The sequence below is a fragment of the Micrococcus flavus genome (genome assembly GCF_014204815.1).
GTDB classification, from domain to species: Bacteria; Actinomycetota; Actinomycetes; order Actinomycetales; family Micrococcaceae; genus Micrococcus; species Micrococcus flavus.
In genome coordinates this window covers 2383470-2405646 of sequence record NZ_JACHMC010000001.1, presented here as the reverse complement: position 1 = coordinate 2405646, position 22177 = coordinate 2383470, and the positions used below count along the sequence as shown (strand labels likewise).

17 protein-coding genes and 3 pseudogenes are annotated in these 22177 nt (G+C 67.7%); 14 read left to right on the top strand and 6 right to left on the bottom strand.

All coding sequences use genetic code 11. From position 1 onward, the window contains the following. Positions 1-8: 8 nt before the first annotated feature. Positions 9-326: a transposase gene (locus tag BJ976_RS11125; RefSeq protein ID WP_010080477.1), complete on the bottom strand. Its 318-nt coding sequence runs from the start codon at positions 324-326 to the stop codon at positions 9-11. 57 nt (positions 327-383) lie between these two features. On the opposite strand from BJ976_RS11125, the gene BJ976_RS11120 reads away from it, so the two are divergent. The 3 genes and pseudogenes from BJ976_RS11120 to BJ976_RS11110 form a co-directional block, all read left to right on the top strand. Continuing rightward, a complete protein-coding gene (locus BJ976_RS11120) occupies positions 384-1997 on the top strand; it encodes a site-specific DNA-methyltransferase (RefSeq protein WP_184231870.1) in 1614 nt (537 codons plus the stop codon). 19 nt (positions 1998-2016) lie between these two features. Continuing rightward, positions 2017-4665, top strand: coding sequence for a DEAD/DEAH box helicase (locus tag BJ976_RS11115; protein ID WP_135031000.1), 2649 nt, complete (start codon positions 2017-2019; stop codon positions 4663-4665). A gap of 253 nt (positions 4666-4918) precedes the next feature. Beyond that, positions 4919-5194 (top strand): annotated as a pseudogene (locus tag BJ976_RS11110) (transposase); the annotation flags it as partial. Between the two features lie 10 nt (positions 5195-5204). Here the strand turns inward: BJ976_RS11110 and BJ976_RS11105 are convergent. After that, a complete protein-coding gene (locus BJ976_RS11105) occupies positions 5205-6509 on the bottom strand; it encodes an ISL3 family transposase (protein WP_311768983.1) in 1305 nt (434 codons plus the stop codon). A gap of 132 nt (positions 6510-6641) precedes the next feature. On the opposite strand from BJ976_RS11105, the pseudogene BJ976_RS11100 reads away from it, so the two are divergent. The 3 genes and pseudogenes from BJ976_RS11100 to BJ976_RS11090 all read left to right on the top strand — a co-directional run. Next, positions 6642-7211 (top strand): annotated as a pseudogene (locus BJ976_RS11100) (IS3 family transposase); the annotation flags it as partial. A gap of 118 nt (positions 7212-7329) precedes the next feature. Continuing rightward, positions 7330-8679 carry an ISL3 family transposase gene (locus BJ976_RS11095; RefSeq protein WP_239286782.1) on the top strand — a complete coding sequence of 450 codons (1350 nt, stop codon included), beginning with the start codon at positions 7330-7332 and terminating at the stop codon, positions 8677-8679. A 7-nt stretch (positions 8680-8686) separates the two neighbouring features. Next, positions 8687-9004, top strand: a pseudogene (locus BJ976_RS11090) (integrase core domain-containing protein); the annotation flags it as partial. Between the two features lie 152 nt (positions 9005-9156). Here BJ976_RS11090 and BJ976_RS11085 read toward each other — a convergent pair. Beyond that, positions 9157-10158, bottom strand: a complete 1002-nt coding sequence (locus tag BJ976_RS11085; protein ID WP_135030545.1) for a GIY-YIG nuclease family protein — start codon at positions 10156-10158, stop codon at positions 9157-9159. An 89-nt stretch (positions 10159-10247) separates the two neighbouring features. On the opposite strand from BJ976_RS11085, the gene BJ976_RS11080 reads away from it, so the two are divergent. Beyond that, on the top strand, positions 10248-11237 hold the full coding sequence (locus tag BJ976_RS11080) for a GIY-YIG nuclease family protein (RefSeq protein ID WP_135030546.1): 990 nt from the start codon (positions 10248-10250) through the stop codon (positions 11235-11237). A 66-nt stretch (positions 11238-11303) separates the two neighbouring features. Further along, positions 11304-11726, top strand: coding sequence for an endonuclease NucS domain-containing protein (locus BJ976_RS11075; protein WP_135030547.1), 423 nt, complete (start codon positions 11304-11306; stop codon positions 11724-11726). On the opposite strand, the gene BJ976_RS11070 is transcribed toward BJ976_RS11075, so the two are convergent. Together BJ976_RS11070 and dnaB are read right to left on the bottom strand one after the other, a co-directional pair. Continuing rightward, the gene (locus BJ976_RS11070; RefSeq protein ID WP_135030548.1) at positions 11619-12374 is read right to left on the bottom strand and encodes a type II toxin-antitoxin system death-on-curing family toxin; all 756 of its coding nucleotides are present in this window, start codon (positions 12372-12374) and stop codon (positions 11619-11621) included. The two genes, BJ976_RS11075 and BJ976_RS11070, sit on opposite strands and share 108 nt — an antisense overlap. A gap of 43 nt (positions 12375-12417) precedes the next feature. Then, the gene (dnaB, locus tag BJ976_RS11065) at positions 12418-13806 is read right to left on the bottom strand and encodes a replicative DNA helicase (protein WP_135030549.1); all 1389 of its coding nucleotides are present in this window, start codon (positions 13804-13806) and stop codon (positions 12418-12420) included. Between the two features lie 785 nt (positions 13807-14591). Here dnaB and BJ976_RS11060 point away from each other — a divergent pair. The 4 genes from BJ976_RS11060 to BJ976_RS11045 are packed head-to-tail and all read left to right on the top strand — an operon-like array spanning position 14592 to position 19601. Continuing rightward, complete coding sequence (locus tag BJ976_RS11060) at positions 14592-15773, top strand: TAXI family TRAP transporter solute-binding subunit (RefSeq protein ID WP_135030550.1); 1182 nt, start codon at positions 14592-14594, stop codon at positions 15771-15773. After that, a complete protein-coding gene (locus BJ976_RS11055) occupies positions 15770-17863 on the top strand; it encodes a TRAP transporter permease (RefSeq protein WP_135030551.1) in 2094 nt (697 codons plus the stop codon). The genes BJ976_RS11060 and BJ976_RS11055 overlap by 4 nt, the downstream gene beginning before the upstream one ends. A 47-nt stretch (positions 17864-17910) precedes the next feature. Next, entirely contained in the window at positions 17911-18702 is a 792-nt protein-coding gene (locus BJ976_RS11050; RefSeq protein WP_135030552.1) for an enoyl-CoA hydratase/isomerase family protein, read from the top strand. A 29-nt stretch (positions 18703-18731) separates the two neighbouring features. Then, positions 18732-19601 carry a 3-hydroxyacyl-CoA dehydrogenase family protein gene (locus tag BJ976_RS11045; protein ID WP_135030553.1) on the top strand — a complete coding sequence of 290 codons (870 nt, stop codon included), beginning with the start codon at positions 18732-18734 and terminating at the stop codon, positions 19599-19601. 5 nt (positions 19602-19606) lie between these two features. Here BJ976_RS11045 and BJ976_RS11040 read toward each other — a convergent pair whose 3' ends face one another. Further along, positions 19607-20512 (bottom strand): LysR family transcriptional regulator, encoded by a 906-nt coding sequence (locus BJ976_RS11040; protein WP_135030554.1) that lies wholly within the window; start codon positions 20510-20512, stop codon positions 19607-19609. Positions 20513-20659: 147 nt separating this feature from the next. On the opposite strand from BJ976_RS11040, the gene BJ976_RS11035 reads away from it, so the two are divergent. Both BJ976_RS11035 and BJ976_RS11030 read left to right on the top strand, forming a co-directional pair. Then, positions 20660-21889, top strand: a complete 1230-nt coding sequence (locus BJ976_RS11035; protein WP_135030555.1) for a CaiB/BaiF CoA transferase family protein — start codon at positions 20660-20662, stop codon at positions 21887-21889. Further along, positions 21886-22140 (top strand): acyl-CoA thioesterase, encoded by a 255-nt coding sequence (locus tag BJ976_RS11030; RefSeq protein ID WP_167736953.1) that lies wholly within the window; start codon positions 21886-21888, stop codon positions 22138-22140. The genes BJ976_RS11035 and BJ976_RS11030 overlap by 4 nt, the downstream gene beginning before the upstream one ends. Positions 22141-22177 lie beyond the last annotated feature (37 nt).

Genomic DNA, 22177 nt, shown 5'->3' with positions numbered 1-22177 from the left:
CACGCGGATCACCTCGAGGTCCTCGAAGGGCCCAGCCGGCCCTCCGCGGACTTCTTCCACACCCTGGCTTCCAGGTGTGCCTCGCCCAAGGCCTGGGTCAGCTCGGCGACCTCGGCCTCCAGCTGTTCCTCTCGGGAGGATGGTCCGGACCTGCCGGCCACCAGGGCGGTCTTGCCGGCTTCCAGGAACTCGGCCTTCCACCGTCCGATGGACTGCTCACTGACTTTCTCCTTGCGTGCCGCTTCGGCGATGGACATCTCGCCGGCCAGCACGCTCAGCACTATCCGGGTCTTCTTCTCCGCCGGAATCGAAGGTGGTCTACCCATGTCTGACTCTCCTTCAGGACCTACATAACGGCCCTGCCACTAAGTCTGACGCGCGACATGATGTACCCCCGGCTCCGGCTGCTGCACCGCCTGCTCGCGCCCACCGGTGCCATCTTCATCTCGATCGACGACAATGAGGTTGCCGCGCTCCGCCTGATCTGCGATGAGATCTTCGGCGCGCGTTGCTTCATCGCAGACATCTCCTGGCAGCGCACTTACGCCACCCGCAACGACTCCAAGGGCATCCCCGCCGAAGTGGAGCACCTACTAGCCTTTTCCAAGGAACCGGACTGGAAGCCCAACACCCTGTCGCGAACCGCCTCGATGGATTCGAAATACAAGAACCCTGACAATGATGTCAGCGCATGGCGGACCGACAACGCCACCGCGCCCGGTGCGGCAACTCACCAGGGCATGGTGTACGCCATCCAGAGCCCCTTTACGGGAGAGCTGGTCTACCCCGCTCAGGGGCGATGCTGGACCTTTGAACAGCCAGAAGTCATGCGCATTATGGCAGGGTGGACTGACTATGAGCTCAAGGATCTCAACGACGCAGTCGAGCGCGCCCGCGTGTGTGGGATCAGCCCAGATAAGGTCAAGCCGGGTGTCCCGGCCCTGGTGCTCGCCAAGCCGCTCGCAGAGGCCCGCCAGGACGCCCAGACCGTCTACGAGAAAGGTCCTTGGCCGCGTTTTTTCTTCACTCGCAACGGGCAGGGTGGGATTGCGCGCAAGACCTATCTGGACGCCGTCGGCGGCCTTCTTCCCACCAACCTCTGGACCCACCAGGAGGCTGGCCATACGGACGAGGCCAAGAAGGAGATCCGCGCGATCTTCAACGGCCGCGTCGCCTTCGACACCCCCAAGCCCTCCCGGTTAGTGGAGCGGGTGCTCGCGATCGCGTCGAAGCCGGGTGATCTGATCCTGGATTCCTTCGCCGGGTCTGGCACCACCGGCCAGGCCGTCCTCAACGTGAATGCCCGGGACGGCGGGGGGCGGCGTTTCATCCTTGTGGAGCTCGGCGACTACGCGGAGACAGTCACCGCCGAGCGGGTGCGTCGCACCATCCGGGGATACAAGGGCACCCGGTCCCAGGAACATGTCCTCTTCGATCAGAAGCTCACGGTCGCCACCGTCAAGCGCGGCGCAGACGTTTTTGCGGAAGCCATGAAGGTGTATGAGGAGGCACTCGGCACCTATACGAAGGTGTCTCGTCCCAAGGTCACCACCACCGTCACGGGAAAGACCGGCGTCCCCTCCGTCCGCGTTGTCGCCATCCAGGAGCACGAGCAGGACGTCTCCGGCACGGGCGGGTCGTTCTCCTACTACGAGCTGGGTGAACCCCTTCTGCGCGAGGGAGACCTGAACCCGATCCTGCCCCTGGAGCGACTGCGAGAGTACATCTGGTTCACCTCGACGGGACAGCCGTACCAGGGCGGCGCTGAGAAGGTCCACCCTGACTTCCTCGGCACCCACGCGGGGGTGTCCTACTTCTTCGCCTACGACGCCTCAGAGACCACGGTGCTGGACCGCTCCTACCTCGCCTCGATCCCCACCACGTGCCGGGCGGAGGCGTACGTCGTCTTCGCTGACGTGTGTGTCCTCCCCGAGGGGCAGCTGGCGACGCATGGCGTCACTTTCAAGAAGATCCCGCGGGACATCGCCCGCCTGTGAGGGGCAGGAAAGGACAACGATGGAACTGAAGAAGTACCAGAAGCGGGTCATCGCCGACCTCAAGGACTACTTGGAACATCTGAGCCGCGAAGGCTCCCTGGAGGGCGCGTTCCGGTCGTTCTGGGCGACGCGAGGGGTCACCGTCGGCCAAGGTGGGGCCGCCGGATACCAGAACACCATCGAGGGCGTCCCCCAGGTCTGCTACAAGGTGCCCACGGGCGGCGGCAAGACCCTGCTGGCGTGTGCGTCGGCCCAGCCGATCTTCCAGTCCCTGCCCCCAGCGCGCCACCAGGCGGTCGTCTGGCTCGTACCGTCGGAGTCCATCCTCACGCAGACCTTGGCCGCGCTGAAGAACCCTACGCATCCCTACCGGCGCCAGCTCGACGCTGACTTCGGCGGGCGCGTCCACGTGTATTCCAAGGAGGAACTGCTCGCCGGGCAGAACTTCAATCCGGTCGCCGTGGCCGAGCAGCTCAGCGTGATGGTGCTCTCCTACGACTCGTTCCGCGCACGCAGCAAGGATGGCCGCAAGGCCTACCAGGCCAATGGGAATCTCATCCCCTTCAGCACAGCACTGGGAGTGCCGGAACAGCCGATTCCCACCGCGGATCAGAGCGCCCTGTTCCAGGTCATCAATCAACTCAATCCGATCGTGATCGTCGACGAGTCCCACCACGCGACCAGCAGTCTCAGCCTGGAGATGCTGGGGAACTTCAACCCATCCTTCATCCTCGAGCTCACCGCCACCCCCAAGAAGCAGGCCAACGTCATCTCCTACGTCAGTGCGTTCGAACTGAAGGCCGAGCACATGGTCAAGCTCCCCGTGGTCGCCTACAACCGCGCATCGCAGACGGACGTGATCACGGACACCATCGACCTACGGCAGTCGCTGGAGACTGCCGCCAGCGAAGTGCGCGAACAGGACGGCCGCTATGTACGTCCCATCGCACTGTTCCAGGCTCAGCCGAAAGCCCGCGAGGACGCCACTTCTTTCGAACGCCTTCGTTCCAAGCTGGTGGCGGCCGGCATCCCGGCGGCGCAGATCGCCATCAAGACCGCGGAGGTCAACGAGCTGCGCGGCGTGGACCTCCTCAGCCCGGAGTGCGAGATCCGGTACATCATCACCGTCAACGCCCTCAAGGAAGGATGGGACTGCCCCTTCGCCTATGTCCTTGCGTCCTTGGCGAACAAGACGAGCCAGGTGGATGTCGAGCAGGTCCTCGGCCGGGTGCTCCGACAGCCTCACGCGACACGCTTCAGCAACCCTCTCCTCAACATGAGTTATGTGCTGACGTCCTCCCGCGACTTCAACGACACCCTCACCAAGATCATCTCCGGCCTGAACGCCGCCGGCTTCAGCAAGGACGACGTTCGCGCCGTTGACGTTCCTGACACGGCGATCGTCCCGGAACCCAGGCCCGTCGACGATCCCGAGGAAGACCGGGGCCACCAGCTGCCAGACAGCGCTCCTGATACCACAACCGAGGAGTTCCTGGAGTTCGATGAGCAGCAGATCTCCACTCGGTTGAACACCAAGGATTCATCATCGTCGGAGGGCGCTGCACAGTCCGGAGTCTCATCCCTGCTCGCCGAGGCGCAGCAGCGCGAGGCCTCCTATGGCAGAGCGGCTGACGCGGCCGCTCACACGAACGCGCCCATAGTGCCTGCGGAACTGGAGGACGCCGTCGTGAGCAGCCACATGTTCCGAGAGCTCGCCGACGAGTTCGCCGGGTACGCATTGCCACAGTTCGTGACCCCGGAGGAAGGGAGCGCTCTCTTCTCCGAGATGGAGAGCGGGCTGGTGGCACTCCACCACGAAGCGCTGGGCGCCGGCTTCACCCTGCGAGGCAAGGACACGCGAATCAACCTAACGGTGGATGAGCAGATGTTTCAGATCGACGTCCGCTCCGCCAAGGATGTCCCGCGCGCTTTCCGAATGAGCGTTCAGGATCAGCGCATCATGCGGGAACATTTTGGGAACCTCGATCTCGACGCGCAGAGGCGAAGTGCCGCAGGGGACATCTTCACGAGGTTGAAGCCCATCAATGCGATTCGCGATGCCGACCTTCGCGCGTACGTCGCGCAGGTGGTGGAGAACTTCGATGCCACAGCCATGGCCGCCTACCTTGAACACCCCCAGAGGGCGGCCGAGCTCATCCAGCGCAAGATCAATGGCTTCCTGGACGAGCACAAGGCCCAGAAGTTCAAGGACGACCTCGAAATCGGCCGGATTCGGGTGGACTTCACCTACTACCTCCCGGAGACCATCAACCCCGTCGACGCGACGACCACCATCGGCGGTTCCCTCTACGAAGCCGAAGACCGCATGAACAAGGACGAGGTCGAATTCGCCACTCGCTTCTCGGCGATGAGCAACGTCCGGTGGTGGCACCGCAACATCGAGCGCCGAGGCTTCTGCATCAACGGCCCCATCAACCACTACCCGGATTTCCTCGTGATGACTACGCGCGGTCACCTGGTCGCAGTTGAGCCCAAGGGTGCACACCTCAAGAACGACGACTCCCGCATGAAGCTCCGGCTCGGCCAGAAGTGGGCCGAACTGGCCGGCCCGGACGTCCGCTACTACATGGTCTTCCAGGATGACACGGCGCCCTTCGAAGGAGCTCACACGATGAGCAAATTCTTTGAGCTTCTGAGTCAACTCTGAGCCAGGCTCGGATGACGACCGCAAGACCCAGAGACAAGGACGTCCTCACTTAGGAGCTCCGGGCCCCTTAATACGTCGGTGCCGGACCTACGTTTATGGGCCGACCCGGCAATCAAGAAGGGGACGCAATGTTCACCATTGAAATCTACTTCATGGATGGCCTGACCGGCTGGGCTGACCCCGTTTCATAGGTCCAGTCGTTATGAGAGTCGTCCTGTTGCCCGCGGTCGCGGGCAGGGAGACTGGTCAGATCATGACGAACAGCAGGAAGCGTCACACCCCCGAGCAGGTCGTCCGTAAGCTCGGGCAGGCCGACAGGATGCTCGCCGATGGTCAGGACGTCGCGGCGGTGTGCCGGGAGCTCGGGGTGTCCGAGCAGACGTACTACCGGTGGCGGAACCAGTACGGCGGCCTCAAGGCCGACGACGCAAAGCGCCTGAAGGAGCTGGAGAAGCAGAACGCGACCCTGAAGCGTCTGCTCGCGGAAGCGGAGCTGGAGAAGGCCGCGCTCAAGGAGCTGGCTGAGGGAAACTGGCCCTTCACAGATGAGCATGGGTAGGGGTCTTGCGCCACGGCCGGTGTCCGCCGGCGGCGAGCAGGGCGCGTAGGCGGTAGTTGTCGAAGTTCCGGAAGCCGCGGGCGACCCGGCGCATCGTCTCGATGACCCCGTTCACGGCCTCGGTGGGCCCGTTCGAGGCCCCGGCGGTGTCGAAGTAGGCCAGGATCGCGGCCTTCCACCGGCGTAAGGTCCGCCCGAGCCGGGCGATCTCCGGGATCGGGCAGGACGGGAAGGCGGCAAGGATCTCGGCGACCAGCCGGCGGCCGGTCTCGGGGCGGGCGTGGTAGACCGCGCGCAGCTTCTGGTAGCAATGCCAGGCAAGGGTGACCTCGTGGTGCGGGTCCCCGGCCTCGAGCTTGGTGTTGAGCCGGGTGATCTGTTTGGCGGTGAGGTGCTCGGCGCCGATCTGCAGGGTGCGGCGGATCCCGTAGAGCGGGTCCCCGGCCCGGCCCCGGTGGCCCAGAGTGTCCTGCTGCACCCGACGACGCACCTCGTCCACGACCTGCCCGCCGAGCTTGACCACATGGAAGGCGTCGAGAACGGTGATCGCCTCCGGGAGTTCGTCGCGGATGGCGTTGGCGTAACCGTGGAACGGATCCAGCGTCGCCGTGCGGATCCCGCTCGTGAACGCCGGCCCCTGCTCGGTGAGCCAGTCGCCGTAGGCCGCCCCCGTGCGCCCCTTGACCAGGTCCAGCAGTCGTGCCCGGGGCCGGCCGTCCTCGCCGCGGGAGTGGTCCACGATCCCGGTGACCAGCCCAGTGCCGGGTGGGCCCACGTGGCGCCAGACGTGCTCGTCCACGCCCAGGGCGTCCACCCCGGCCAGCCGATCCTCCGCGGCCAGCTGGGCCTCGATGACTGGAGTGATGGCGTCCCAGACGGTGTTCCAGGCGACCCCGAGCATCTCGGCCAGGGCGGAGACCGCGATGTCATGGCAGCGCAGCTGCGTCACCGCCCAAGCAATCGCGCGGGTGGTGAGCTTGGCCCGCGGCGCGGCCAGCTCGTGGACCTCACTGAACGTCACGACCTCGCAGGCGTCCTCCCGGCACCTGAAGATCCGCTTGCGCCACACCACCCGCACGGGCACCCCAGCGCAGGGCAGATCGTGGAGCACGACCTCCCGGCGGCCGTGGCCGGTGGCGAGCACCCCGCAGGACGGGCACCCCACCAGCGTCGGAGAAGTCTCCACCACCACGGTGAACGAGCGTGGTCCGCGTTCCACGGCCCTGACATGGACGTCGGGCAGGTCGAAGAGCGCGCACGCGGGCGCGCAGATAGCATGAGACACGTCGAGGCCTTCATGGATCGGGTTGCTTGGTCGCTACCCATCCTGGAGGCCTCGACCTCCACCCAGACCTCACAACACACCCCTCGAGACGCCCACGCGCACACCGCTACCCATGCTCATCTGTGAAGGGCCGGGAAACTTCTAAGCCCGGACAGGCGCCGCGCCGCCGTCGATCACCTCAAGCGCAAGTTGCGGGTGAGCGAACGGATGGCGTGCCGTCTGGTCGGGCTGAGCCGCTCCGCGTACCGGCGACCGCTCAAGGGCGACACGGTCACGGACCCGGATCGGGCGCTCAGGCAGTGGCTGCGCGCCTGGGCGAAGGACCATCCCCGCTACGGGCATCGGCGGGCGTATCACGACGCCCGCGCCGAGGGGTGGGTAGTGAACCACAAGAAGATCCAACGCCTGTGGCGTGACGAAGGGCTCCGGGTCCCGCAGCGGCGTCGACGCAAGCGCGTCGGGTCCTCGACCGTCGACGCGCCGACGGCGGACGCGCCGAACGTGGTGTGGGCGGTGGACTTCCAGTTCGACGCCGACAAGCACGGACGACCGATCAAGATCTGCTCGATCGTCGACGAACACACCCGGGAGTGCATCGGCGGGCTCGTGGAGCGCTCGATTACCGCCGACCGACTCACCGCCCACCTCGAGGACCTTGTCGCCGCCCGGGGCGCCCCGGCGGTGCTCAGGTCGGATAACGGGCTCTTCGCCGTTGAGTGTGGGGGTGTGACGCGCCGGGGCCTGGGGTGAGGGCTCGAAAGCGCCGAGGCCCTCGATGATCAGAGGACTCTGACCTCTCCTGATCACAAGGACCTCGACCATGCCTGAGCCTACGTTGTACTGCCGTGCGCGCGGCGACTACTGCACGTGTTGCGATCTGCTGGTCGGATTGCCCGGGCTGCATGTGCTCACCGCCGAACGGGATGACAACGACCGGCTGGTGGTGACGGTCGAGTCCGCGCCGGAGCCGATGGGATGCCGCTCCTGCGGGGTGATCGCCCGTGGTCACGGTCGGATCGAGGTCAGCCTGGTCGACGCGCCAGCGTTCGGGCGACCGGTGCGGATCATCTGGCGCAAGCGCCGGTGGCTGTGTCCAGATCCAGCCTGCGAGGTCGGCTCGTTCATCGAGCAGGACGAGAAGGTCGCTGCACCGCGAGCGGTGCTGACGACCCGGGCGTGCCGGTGGGCGATCGAGCAGATCCGCCGAGAGCACGCCTCCGTCAACGGGATCCGCCGTCAGCTCGGGACAGGATGGCGCACAGTGTGGGACTCGATCCAACCCCTGCTGCAGGCCGCTGACGAGGACCCATCCCGCTTCGAGGGCGTCGCGATCCTCGGGGTTGACGAGCATGTCTGGCATCACGTCTCGACCAAACCCATCCATCACGGCGGGCGCGGCCCCAAAGAGCTGACCGGGATGGTCGACCTGACCCGGGACGAGGGCGGGCGCACGAGGGCGCGGTTGCTCGATCTGGTGCCGGGCCGTTCCGGCAGGGTGTACAAGGACTGGCTCGACCAGCGCGGCGACGCCTTCCGAGCCCGGATCGAGGTGGCGACCCTGGACCCGTTCCATGGGTACAAGAACGCCATCGATGACCAGCTCGAGGACGCCCGCTCGGTCCTGGACGCCTTCCATGTGGTCAAGCTGGCCACCACTGTCGTCGATGATGTCCGCCGGCGGGTTCAGCAGCAGATCCACGGCCACCGCGGCCGCAAGAGCGATCCGCTGTACCGGGTCCGCAACGTCCTGCGCGCCGGCGCGGAGAATCTCACCGATCGGCAACGCGATCGGCTCGAGACGGCCTGGGCCGCTCACGAGCAACACATCGAGGTCGAAATCGCGTGGTTGTGCGCCCAGAAGGTTCGCTCCGCCTACCGTCAGGGCACTCATGCCGCCGGGCGAGCAGTCGCCGAGAAGATCCTCGCCACCTTCACCTCGTGTCCGATCCCCGAGGTCGCACGGCTGGGCAAGACCCTGAACAGATGGCGCCGCGAGTTCCTCGGCTACTTCGACACCAACGGCGCCAGCAACGGCGGCACTGAAGCCATCAATGGACTCATCGAACTCCACCGACGCATCGCCCGAGGCTTCCGCAACCGGGACAACTACCGCCTCCGGATGCTCCTCATCGGCGGCGGGTTAGACATGACACACCACACTCAACGGTGAAGAGCCGGATAACGGGCCGGAGTTCATCAGCGAGGCGATGGCCGACTGGGCCGGCACCCGCACCGGCCTGTCCTACATCCCTCCGGGCTCGCCGTGGCGCAACGGGTACGTCGAGTCGTTCAACAGCCGGATCCGCGACGAGTGCCTCAGCATCAACAGCTTCTACTCGCTGCTGCACGCACAGGTCATCATCGGCGACCGGAAGGACGAGTACAACCACCACCGCCGGCACGCCTCGCTCGGCTACCTAACCCCAGCCGAGTACGCTCGGCAGTGCACCCATCAAATGGAAACCGACGACTCACAGAACGTCCGGACCGAATGAAGGGGGCGGCTCACCGTCGTGGACGCTTCTCGAAGAATCGCGCCGAGCGCTCTCACGACACCGGGCACAGCCGCTCCGTGGGCAGGGTCAAAGTGACGCCCGCGGCGAGGCCGCCGAGGGATGAACCGACTGTAAGCCGAGTTCTGTGCCCGTCAGCCAGCTCTCCTTGCATCGGCCCACTTCTGCCAGCGGCCGAGGATCATCGGCACGGCGGTCTCCCGCCACCACGGCAGGTGGACGAGCCCCTGGCTCATCCCGCCCACGTTGTATCGGACCATGTGCACGCTCTCCCGGTCGTAGGGCATGGCCTCGGCCAGGATCTCCTCGATGGCGCTTTCCACGAGGCCCTGCAGCTCGGCGCGCGACGCTGGCATCGGCTCGCTCGCGAACCGCACCCGCAGTTCGGTCCAGAGCCCGACGCTCCCACGGAGCCCGTACTGCTCGGGGCGCACACGGAAGAGGTCGCCGAGGGTCGCGGGTTCCCAGTCCGCCTGCGGCTGCTCCTCGTCCTGCGCAGCGGCCAGTGCGACCATCCAGGCTCGAGCCGCCTTGATGTGGGGGCGGGGGCCTGCGTGGGTGAGGTTCAGCGGCGGGCGCCACGCCGTGATCACGTGCTTCTCGACGTCACCGAGGGCCACGGGCACTTCGGGCACCCAGACGCGAAGGACCAGGTGGTCGACCATCCACCTGGTCAGCGCTTCTTCCGAGCGCTCGCTGAGGTCGAAGGTCGCCGGACTCTTGCTGGAAGGCTTGCCCCCGGCCCGCAGCACCGGCCAGAGGAGCGCGGAGTGCTCCAGCAGCGCTGCGAACGTCCTGCGCACGGTGGACCGACCGGTCTTGCCCGTGCCGAAATGCTGCCGCACGTCCCGGGCGGCCAGGCTCCGCTCGGCCTTGCCGACGTACAGCAGGCCGGCCTCCCCCACCGGCACCTCCGGGCCGATCTCTCGACGCACACGGGACACGTCCTTCGCGTACACGGCGTAGAGGCCTGGGGCGTCCGGGACAGGGCCGCCCTCCTCCGACCAACCGGTCACGCCCCACTCCGGGCCAACGTCTCCGAAGAGATGCAGCTCGAACACCGGCCCGCGGCCCAGAGTGCGCACCGCGTCCTGAACGGTCGCCTCCAGGCGCGCCGGCGTCAGTTCGTACGTCATGGCTCCATGATGGCGAACATCCGGACGCGTTAGCGCCCCACAGCTGTGCTCAGGGTGCCCCGCTCGCCACAGCGCGGCATCATGGCCCCATGGTCTCCGCCCCGTTGCCCTTCCGCCGCTGGGAGACCCCAGCAGGGCTGGCACCTTCGCTGATCTTCGAAGACGGCGTCGGCCCTGGGATCTACGTCCTCGAGTTCTCGAACGGGGATCAGTACGTGGGCCAAAGCATCCATCCCGCCACCCGGTTCGCGAGCCACCGCCGGCGGTGGCAGGACATCGTGGCCGTGAACTTCACCCCGGTGCCTCCGGAGGAGTTGGATCGGGTCGAACAGGACATGATCACGGAGAAGCGACGCGCGGGCGTCCGCCTTCGTAACCGCACGCTGCTCGCCCAACCGTTCGGAGACTCCCCCCTCGACTTCATCGTCACCCAGGAGGAACAAGCCAGGTGGATCGGGGACGATCCCTTGACCGCGGAGCGGGAGATCGCCCCGCAGCGGATCGTTGAGGCCCGCGCCCGACGAGGCGCGGACGGAGGACGCCTCCCTGAACCGGTCCGAGCCCACCCGCATCTCGCAGAGGCCGTCGACTCGATCGCCGGCTACCTGTACTATGTGATCCCCCTCCCCACGGAGACGGAAGGGCGCGGCTGGGTGCTCAGCGCGTGGCCCTCCACGAACCGCACACGGAACCACCGCCGGTTCGCGACCCTGAGCATCCACAACGTGGAGATGTTGTACCTCTACGAGGACCGGACCGAGGACGGCGAGTGGGAGCAGACCATGGTCCTGAACGTCCACGACTCCCTGGAGATCGACGACGAACTCCGCCCCCTCTTCTCTCGGAACACCTACCGGACCACCGGCCCGGTGTGGAGCGCCACCGTCCACGGGTGGGAGGACATCGGCGTTCTCCTCGGACACCCCGCAGTGCTCCTCGCCGCACGCAAGCTGGCTCTCTCACAGTTGCGGAAGGGACGGGCGATGTTCTCCCGAGCCCACAGCTGGGCCCTCGCCGACGCGGCGTTCGACCACATCGGGAACGTGCTGGACGAGTGGGCCACGGCCGGGAACGACTAAGCGGCTCACCCTGGCTCGTCATTGGATGAAATTCGAGTCCGTGTAGCTGATTGAGGAGTAAACACCATGCCCGTCGAGATGAAGATGTGGCGGATGGGCGATGGCGGGACCCCGCGCCCTCTGGCTCACACCAGCATGTCGTCCGAGGCCCAGTTGCAGGCGTTCCTCGCCGAGGACCCCACGATATTGGGCGAGCCCTTGCTGGTGATCGGACGAGAGGTGCCCACGCCATACGGCACCCGCATCGACATCCTCGCAATGGACGTCGAGGGCAATCTGCACGTCCTCGAGCTGAAGAGGGATCGAACGCCCCGAGAGGTGGTGGCCCAGATTTTGAAACCTCCGCTATCAAAGGGCTCACAGTTGCCAAACCTCGGCGTGTTAGGTCAGCGCAAGCCTCTCCAAGACCAGTCGGTGCTCGTTAACAAATTTATCAACCACGGCCTCAAGATCATCCTCATAGAACGCCCCAGAATCATAACCGTGTGACTCGTCAAGTCTTAAATTCGCCCTGACGCGCTTTACATCCGCCACTCCCACGTTGAAGTCCGGGCGCGGGTAGCCCAGCTTCGCCGTATAGGTTGCCCCACCAACGGACCTTCTGACCTTAATAAAGTTGTTTTTGGGCTTTTCGAATTCACAACCGAGTCCCTCGAGCTGAGACTTGAATTCCTTGAACTTAAGACTGCGATCCCCTCTCTCAAGCGCCCGCGTACGTGTCTTAAGCCAGGCGCTGATCTTTGCAACCTCTTCGTCTACATCGTGGGTCTCGGGGGTGCCCCCTTGGAAAGTGTGGCCAGCCACCTGGGTCGACATCTCATATAATTCATCCTCGTTGGCACCCACCAAAAGGATTCGATTTCTTTGCAGGAAAACGAGTAGAACGACCAGCGCAGTCCTCTTGTTTCCATTCTCAAATGGGTGGTTCAGGGCCATTCCATAGAAAAGCGTGGCCGCGACGTCTAAAACGTCAGTGTACTTAAACGCTGATCCCAATCCGGTCGTTTGTCGATCCACGGCACTCGCCAACCCGTTTGGACGCAGTGCCTTAACGGCTCCGAAGTCTTGTCCATCGAGAGGACCCGTGGCCAGCCTCTCGCGAATGGTGATAATCTCTTCTTCGTCAAGGTACTTCACGTAGGCCTCCGAATTATAAAACGGCTAAAATTGCTCCGGCGGTCTAAAATCCGCCCGAACCCCCACCATCCTGTGCGAGGTTACTGAAGCGACTGTAATGTCCCTGGAACCCCACCACAATGGTCTTCGTGGGGCCGTTGCGGTGCTTGGCCACGATCAGGTCCGCCTCGCCGGCGCGCGGGGACTCCTTGTCGTACACGTCCTCGCGGTGCAGCAGGATCACCATGTCCGCGTCCTGCTCGATCGAGCCGGACTCACGCAGGTCGGACACCTGGGGCCGCTTGTCCGTCCTCTGCTCACTGCCACGGTTCAACTGGCTCAGCGCGATCACCGGCACGTCGAGCTCCTTGGCCAGCAGCTTCAGGGCACGGGAGAACTCGGCCACCTCCTGCTGACGGGACTCCACCTTCTTGCCCGAGCTCATGAGCTGCAGGTAGTCCAGCACCACCATCTTGAGGTTGTTCTTCTGCTTGAGCCGCCGGCACTTGGCGCGGATCTCCATCATGGTCATGTTCGGGGAGTCGTCGATGAAGAACGGCGCCTCGTTCAGCCGCCCCACGGTCGCGGCGATCTTGGACCACTGGTCGTCCCGGATGGTGCCCTTGCGCAGGTCCTGCAGCGCGATCGTCGCCTCGGCGCTCAGGAGCCTCATGGCGATCTCGTTCTTGCCCATCTCGAGGCTGAAGAACACGGTGGCCACGTTGTGGTGGATCGCCGCCGCGCGCGCGAAGTCCAGCGCCAGCGTCGACTTGCCCACGGCCGGGCGCGCCGCGATCACGATCATCTGCCCGCCGTGCAGGCCCTGCGTCAGCTCGTCGAAGTCGTAGAAGTCGGTCGGCACGCCCGTCAGGCCCTCGCCCTGGTTGCCGGCGGCCTCGATCTCGTCCACGGCGTGCTCCATGATGTCGGAGAGCTGGACGTAGTCCTCGGACTGGCGGTTCTCCGCGACCTTGTAGATCTCGGACTGCGCCTCGTTGACGATCTCCTCGACCTCGCCGTCGCCCTGGTAGCCGAGCTGGGTGATCTTGGTGCCGGCGGTCACCAGGCGCCGCAGCACGGCCTTCTCCGCCACGATCGCGGCGTAGAACCCGGCGTTGGCAGCCGTGGGGACCGACTGGATGAGCTCGTGCAGCACGGCCGGACCGCCCACGCGGCTCAGCTCCTGGCGCTTGTTCAGCAGGTCCGCCACGGTGACGGCGTCGGCGGGCTCGCCGCGGCCGTAGAGGTCGATGATCGCCTCGTAGATCATCTCGTGGCTGGGCCGGTAGAAGTCGTGCCCGCGCAGCAGCTCCACCACGTCCGCGATCGCGTCCTTGGAGAGCATCATGCCGCCGAGCACCGAGCGCTCCGCCTCCAGGTCCTGCGGCGGCAGGAACCGCTCCGCCCCGCGGCCGGAGTCGTAGGAGTCCGAGTCTCCGTAGCCTTCAGTCAACTGCGGGGGCTCCCTTCCACGGCCGCGCCCTCACGACGCCGGCCCTCGGCCGGCACCGCCGGCTCGCCTCTACCTCGACAAAGAAAAGATCCCCGCCCGGCCGCCCGCCCCCATGCAGGTGGGGGCGCGGCGGTCCCCGGGCGACGGTCTGGACGGATGCGCGCCTGAACAGTGGTCACCTGCGGCCAATACCCGCCCTCGCGTTGGGGATACCACGGGACACTACGCCCGGCCCGGAACCCCGGCAACCGCGTTTCCCACAGCTCTTGTGGACAACGTGTGGAGTACTCGGCGTGTCGCGGGCACACTCTGGGGACAGCGCTGGGGAGAACGGAGGTCGATCCTCCAGAATCCGCCTGTGACCTGGGGTTTTGTGGTGTGGAGAACTGTGGAGAAGAACTTTTCCACCCCGCCGCTGCTCGTGTTTCGGGCCTGGCGCCAGTGGGACTCCCCCTCGAAACGGCTCCGACAGGCCGATCTGTCCACACCGCTGTCCACATTCCCCACAGGTGTGGACAACTTCTGTGGAGAACTCTCGCGCATCTGGGGACGGCGGAGTTGACGCACCCCCGTGCCCGGGCGTTCACTGCCCCGCCACCTCTGCGTCACCACTCCGGGTGTCCTCGGCGCTTCTGGCGACCGCCGTGTTTTGCTCTCATCTCTGCCCAGTCATTCTCTTTGCGCATCAGTTCCCTCTTTCTGTGGTGCGGATCACGTTTGACGTGCATCAATGGTCCTCACGCCCGACCCACTCCGGTCGACGTCCCCCAGCGATCGGAACCCCCATGTCCCTGTCTCGCCGCAGCTTCCTCGGCGGCGCCGGCGCGCTCGCGGGCCTCGGCGCCTTGACGGCGTGTTCCCCCACGGACGGCTCCCAGCAGAGCGTGTGGTCCACCTACGGCGTGGGCACCGGCACGTACAACGACCTCGCGGCGGTGGCCAACACCCTCACGCAGGTCAACGGCCGCCAGGTGCGCCTCATGACCTCCTCCACCGGCATGGGCCGCATGGCCCCGCTGATCAACGGGACCGCCGACCTCGCCCGCTCCGGCGACGAGTACTACTACGCGTTCGAGGGCGATGACGAGTTCTGTTCGCCGACGTGGGGCCCGCAGCCGGTCCGCCAGGTCTGGAGCCCGCGCGGCAACTACGGCGTGCTCGTCCGGAAGGACAGCGGCATCGAGACGGTGGAGGACCTCAAGGGGCGCAACTACCCCAACCTCGTGGGCGCCACCTCCATCAACCGCAAGCTCGAGGCGTTCCTCAACTACGGCGGTCTCACCCGTGCGGACACGAACCTCGTCAACACCACCTACGCAGGCCAGATCGAGATGCTGAAGACCGGGCAGCTCGACGCGCTCTACCAGAACGTCGTGGGCTCCAACGTCGAGGAGCTCGCCTCCCAGTACCCCATCCGCTGGCTCGACCTGAGCAGTGAGGACCCCAGCCGCTTCGAGTCCTGGGAGCGCCTGGCCCCCATCGCTCGCCCGGGCAGGTTCACCGGCGGCGCCGGTCTTGCGAAGGGCGAGTCCGCGGTGAACATGCAGTACTCGATCCCCCTGACGACGCTGTCCACCCGGCCGGCGGACGAGGTCGCGCAGCTGGCCACCCAGATCCACGAGAACTTCGACCGCTACAAGGACGCCACGCAGGACGCCAAGATGTTCGCCCTGGACAAGATCATGTTCGACCCGATGGTCGTCCCGTTCCACGACGGCGCGCGGTCGGTGTTCCTGGACCTGGGGGTGTGGACGCCGCACATGCAGCGTCGGCACGAGGCCCTGCTGGACCGGGAGGGGCTCCTCCTCGACGCCTGGCCGCCGTTCCTCGAGCAGCACCGCGAGGACGACGCCGCCGCTCAGAAGTGGTTCGACTGGAAGCAGGAGAACCTTCCGGACCTGCCCCCCATCGAGGACCTCCCGGAGGACGACGCGTCCGCCGCCGACACGCAGGGAGACGACGCATGACCACGACCACCCCCGCCGACGCCATCGCGGTCACCCGCCGCAACCCCCGGCTGACGCCGTTCTGGAGCGTCGTCACGGTTGTCCTGACCGTGCTGGGCGTCCTCGCGACCATGAACCAGGTGTTCTTCTGGAATCTGGGGGGTGTGACCCTGCTGGAGAACACGTTCCTGTATCTCCTCCTCGCCGCCTTCCTCCCGATCATCTTCATCGTCACCCCTGCCACACACCGCCGCGGAGGACGGAAGGAGCGGCGCACCGCTCCTCCGCCCGGCACCGGAGCGATGCGGATCGTCGAGGCGGACCAGACCACCGATCAGATGACCGACCGGCGCACCGGCGTCCCCTGGTACGACGTCGCACTCATCCTCCTCGTGGAGGTCTGCTGTCTGTACTTCGCGGCGAACGGCCTGGACATCCAGGAGTACGGGTGGGAGTGGAACGCCCCCCTCACCGCCACCGTGCTCTCGGTCGTGTTCTGGCTCCTGATCGTGGAGGTGCTGCGGCGGTCGGCGGGGTGGATCGTCGCGGCGCTGGCCCTGGTGTTCTCCCTGTACCCCATGATCGCCGGTCAGATCCCCATCGGGATCCTCCAGGGCATCGACTACGACGCCCTCACCCTGGCCCAGATCCACGCCATGGGAACCGAGTCCATCCTGGGCCTCCCCCTGCAGACCGCCGGGACGATCCTCGTCGGATTCCTCCTCTTCGGCACGGTCCTGCAGCACACCGGCGGAGCCGACTTCTTCCACAACGTCTCCACGGCACTCTTCGGGCGGTACCGCGGCGGCTCGGCCAAGGTGGCCGTGGCGTCCTCCGCCACCATGGGCATGATGTCCGGATCCGCCGTGTCCAACGTGCTGACCACCGGCCCGATGACCATCCCGGCGATGGTGCGCTCCGGGTTCACCCCGCGCGTCGCCGGAGCGGTCGAGGCCACCGCCTCGTCGGGCGGCTCCATCACGCCGCCCATCATGGGCACCGCGGCGTTCCTCATGGTGTCGTTCGTGGGCGTGCCGTACACCACCATCCTCGTCGCCGCGACGATCCCGGCGATCCTGTACTTCCTCGGCATCTTCCTGCAGGTGGACGCCTACTCGGCCGTCCACGGCCTGCGGGGGGTCCCCCGGGACCGCCTTCCGCGCCTCGGCCGGTCCCTCGTCGAGGGATGGCCCTACCTGACCGCGCTGGTCCTGCTGACCGTCCTGCTCTTCATCCTGGACTCCGAGGCGCAGGTCCCCTACTGGATCACCGGAGTCCTGCTGCTGATCGCCGTCCTCAGCCCCCGCGTGCGCATGGGCAGGCGCCAGTGGCTGGACCTGGCGGTGGACTGCGGCCGCACCCTCGCGCAGATCATCGGCATCATCGCCGGCGTCGGCCTGATCCTCGGCGGCCTCTCCGCCACGGGCGTCGCCCTGTCCCTCTCCCGCGACCTGCTGGCCCTGGTCGGGGACAACGTGGTGCTGCTGCTCATCGCCGGCGCCGCCGTCTGCTTCGTGCTCGGCATGGGCCTGACCATCTCCGCGGCCTACGTGTTCCTGGCCATCGTGATGGTCCCGGCCGTCGTGGCCCTCGGGGTGAATCCCCTCGCCGCGCACCTGTTCGTGATCTACTGGGCCTCGGTCTCCTACATCACCCCGCCCGTGGGCCTGGCCGCCTTCGCGGCGGCCGGCATCTCCAAGGCATCCCCCATGGCGACCTGCGTCGAGGCCATGCGCCTGGGCGCGGTGAAGTACATCGTGCCGTTCGGCTTCGCCCTGAATCCGGCCCTGGTGGCCCAGGACGACCCCGGGCGGGTCGCCGTGGCGTTCGTCTTCAGCCTGGTGGCGGTCTACGCCATCGCCGGCGCCCTGGGCGGCCACCTGGCCCTCATGGAGCGCCGGGTGCCCCTGTGGGCCCGGGCGGCGCTCGTCGTCGGCGGCTTCATGATGTTCCTGCCGCAGATGTGGGTGACGCTGCTCGGCCTGGCCCTCACCGCCGTGGTGGTGGTGCTCGTCCGGCTCACCGTGCCCGGCGACCTGCCCCCGGAGCCGGTGGTGGACCCTGACGGGCTCACCGACGGCGCCGACCGCCCGGTCCCCGCCCACGTCTGAGCGCCGCGGCTCCCCGCACCGACCCGACCTGCCCCGAAGGAGATCCCATGAGCCCCGATCCCGCAACCCCCGCCGAGCCCCTGGTGCTGTTCACCGCCGAGGACGGGATCGGCACGATGACGATCAACCGTCCCGCGGCACGCAACGCCATGGACCAGGCCGTGCAGGCCGCCGTCCGCGAGGTGCTCGACGAGGTGGAGCGGCGGGAGGACGTGCACGTCCTGATCGTCACCGGCGCCGGGGACAAGGCGTTCGTGGCGGGGGCGGACATCGGGGAGATCGCCTCCCGCGGCCCCCTGGACGGCCTGGCCGGGCGCATGCAGGGGCTGTACTCCCGGATGGCCGCCATGGAGACGCCCACCGTGGCCGCCGTGAACGGCTACGCCTTCGGGGGCGGCTGCGAGCTGGCCCTGGCCTGCGACGTCCGGATCGCCTCGGAGCGGGCGCAGTTCGCCCTTCCGGAGACCGGACTGGGCATCATGCCCGCCGCCGGGGGATGTCAGCGCCTCGCCCGCCTGGTGGGCGTGGGACACGCCACGGAGATGATCCTCACCGGCCGGCGCGTGCCGGCGGACGAGGCCCTGCGCATGGGCCTGGTCACTGCCGTCACCGCTCCGGAGGACCTCATGGCCCGGGCCCGGGAGACCGCGGAGGCCATCGCCTCCCGCGGCCCCCTGGCCAACCGGCTCGCCAAGACGGTCATCGAGCGTGCCTTCGACGTGGACCGCGAGACCGGCCTGCTGCTGGAGCGCCTCTCCGTGGGCATCCTCTACGCCCACACGGAGCGCGACGAGGGCACGGCCGCCTTCTTCGACAAGCGCGCCCCCCGCTACCGTTGAGCCGCCCACACCCACATCAAGGAGCCCCCATGACCACCGAGATCCGCACCGTCGTCGTCCTCGGCGCCGGGACCATGGGGTCCCAGATCGCCGCCGTCTGCGCCCTGGCGGGGTACGGGACCTCCCTCGTCGACATCAGCCAGGACCAGCTGGACCGCGCCCGGACGCAGCTCGAGCAGCGCCTCTCCCGGGATGTGGAGAAGGACCGCCGCACGCGCGAGGACGTGGACGCCGCGTGGGACCGGCTCACCCTGACCACGGACCGCGACGCCGCCGCGGCCACGGCCGACCTGGTGATCGAGGCCGCCGTGGAGGACCTCTCCGTCAAGCGGACGATCTTCTCCGAGCTGGACGCGGTCTGCCCGGGCCACACGCTGCTGGTGACGAACTCCTCCAACATCGTCTCCTCGCGCGTCGCCGACGCCACGGCCCGGCCGGACAGGGTGTGCAACCTCCACTTCTTCAACCCGGCGCTCGTGATGGCCTGCGTGGAGGTCGTCCCCCACTCGGGGACCGCCCCGGAGACCGTGGACCGGATGGTCTCCTTCGTCGAGTCCCTCGGGAAGACGCCGGTGCGCCTCAAGCAGGAGATCCCCGGCTTCGTGGCCAACCGCCTCCTCGGTGCCCTCCGCCGGGAGGCCCTCGAGCTGTACGAGGCCGGCATCGCCGACTTCCAGGACATCGATGTGGCGGCGCGGACGGCCCTGGGCCACCCCATGGGCCCGTTCGAGCTGATGGACCTGGTGGGGATCGACGTCGTCCACCTGATCCGCCTGGCCGAGTACGAGCAGACCGGCGACCCCGCCTCCCTGCCCGCCGAGTCCATCAAGGCCAAGTACGAGGCCGGGGACTTCGGCCGGAAGACGGGGCGTGGCTGGTACGACTACCCGGAGTCCTGACCGGATCAGCCGGCTGCCGGGCGCGCCGGGAAGATTGCCGCGGCGATGTGGGTGACCCGTTCGACCGCGCGGTTGTCGTCGTGCTCCCGCCAGATCAGCCGCACCTCCAGCGGCGGTCCGGGCGGGTCGAGCGGCAGCCAGGCCACCCCGTCCGCGCCGATGTTGTCCCGCACCGAGTCCAGCGTCAGCGCGATCCCGACGCCGGCGTCCACCAGGAGGGTCTGCGTCCACGAGTCGGGCGCGTGCTCCCGCACACGGGGCACGAACCCGGCGGTGCGGGCCAGGCTCTGGAGGCGGTTGCTCAGGGCGGACATGGACCCGCCGGGCAGGGTGATCCACTCCTCCTCGGTCAGGTCCGCCATGGCCACCGAGGACGCCGAGGCCAGCCGGTGCGTCCTAGGCATCGCCACGATCAGCCGCTCCCGCCCCACCAGGTAGGAGCGCACCTCCGCGGGGAGGAAGTCCCACCGACCCACGGAGAGGTCCAGGTCCCCGCTGATCACCCGCTCCAGACCCTGCGGGGAGAACTGGGAGCTGTGCAGCTCGAGGCGCACACCCGGGCACCGGGCCCGCACCTCCCGCGCCAGCCGTGCCACGCTGCGGTTGATGGAGGCGCCGGCGAAGCCCAGGCGGACGACGCCGGTCTCCCCCGTCACGGCGCCGCGCACCGTGTCCCGGGCGCGCTCGGAGACCGCCACCAGCTCCCGCGCCACCTCCACGAGGGCCGCACCGGCCGGGGTCAGGGAGACGTGGCGCGTGCTGCGCTCGAACACCGGGGCGCCCAGGTCCTTCTCCAGCGCCTTGATCAGCCGGCTCAGGGTCGGTTGGGCCATGCGGAGTCGCGCGGCGGCGCGGCCGAAGTGCAGCTCCTCGGCGACGGCCAGGAAGGCCCTGGCGTGGTGGACGTCCATGACCGTCCTCCTCGCTCCGTGCCGGGGCCGGGGAATCGATGCTGAGAGCGCATCGCCGACCTCCGGAATATGTATTAGACAGGATCTAATCACCCTGGTTTGGTGGTGTCCACACCGTGTCGGACATCACAGCGAGGAGAGCCCCCGATGAGCACGCCCGGATCCCAGGCCGCGTCGCCGCGTCGACCGCTGGACGGCATCGTCGTCGCCGACTTCTCCCGCGTGCTCGCCGGGCCCTACGCCACCATGCTCCTGGCGGACATGGGGGCCACCGTCATCAAGGTCGAGTCGCCGAACGGGGACGACACCCGCCTGTGGATGCCCCCGGAGCGGGACGGGATCGGGACCTACTACCTCTCGGTGAACCGCAACAAGAGCTCCATCGCCCTGGACCTGGCGGACGAGCAGGACCTGCGCACGGCGTACGCCATCCTGGACCGCGCCGACGTGTTCGTGGAGAACTTCAAGCCCGGCGGCCTGGCCCGGTTCGGCCTGGACGCCGAGTCCGTCCGCGAGCGCTGGCCCCGCCTCATCCACGCCACCATCACCGGCTTCGGCACGGCAGGGGGCGCGTCCATGCCGGGGTACGACCTGCTCGTGCAGGGGATGTCGGGGTTCATGCACGTCACCGGCCACCCGGACGCGGACCCCCAGCGGGCCGGCGTGGCGATCTTCGACGTCGTCACCGGCCTGCACACCGCCGTCGGCATCCTGGCCGCCCTGCTGGAGCGGCAGGGCAGCGGGGACGGCCTGGGGCAGCATGTGGCCCTGAACCTGCTCTCCTCCGCCCTGTCCGGACTCGTCAACCAGACCACGGGCTACGCGGCGGCGGGGGACAACCCCCAGCGGCTCGGCAACGACCACCCCAGCCTGTACCCCTACGGGCCGTTCCCCACGGCGGACCAGGACCTCATCATCTGCGTGGGCAACGACCACCAGTTCGCCCGCCTCGTCCAGACCCTGGGCGTGCCGGAGCTGGCCGCCGACCCGCGCTTCGAGTCCGTGCTGCTGCGGAACCAGAACCGGGACGAGCTGCGGGTCCTGATGGTGGAGGCGCTCGCGGCCGGCACGGCCGACCACTGGTTCCAGCGCCTCCAGGCGGTGGGCGTGCCCTGCGCCCCGATCCTGGACATCGCCCAGGGCGTGCAGCGCGCCGACGACCTCGGGCTGGAGCCGGTGGTCCCGGTGGGCGCGCCCGGGACCCGTCAGGTCCCGCTGATCCGCAATCCCGTCTCCTTCAGCCGGACCCCCGTGGCCTATCCGAAGGCGCCCCCGCACCTGGACGAGGACGCCGCGGACGTCCGCGCCTGGCTCGAGGCCACCCCGGCCCGCCGGCACGACGCCGACCGGGCGGCCGACCCGGAGGCGGTCCGGTGAGCGGCGGCGTCTTCGAGTGCCCCGTCCCCGTCCGCTGGTCGGACCAGGACGCGAACGGCCACGTCAACAACGCACGCGTGGTGACGCTCCTCGAGGAGATCCGGATCGCGGCCTACCTGGTGTGGCTGGACTCCACCCCGGACTCCGGGCTGCCCCGTGTGGTGCGCACCCTGACCGTGGACTTCCGCCGGGCCGTCCACCGGCCCGGGGTCACCGCCGCCGCCCGCCCGACCACCGCCCCCACCGACTGACCCCGGCGCACCGCCGCCCCCCGCTGACAGGAGACCC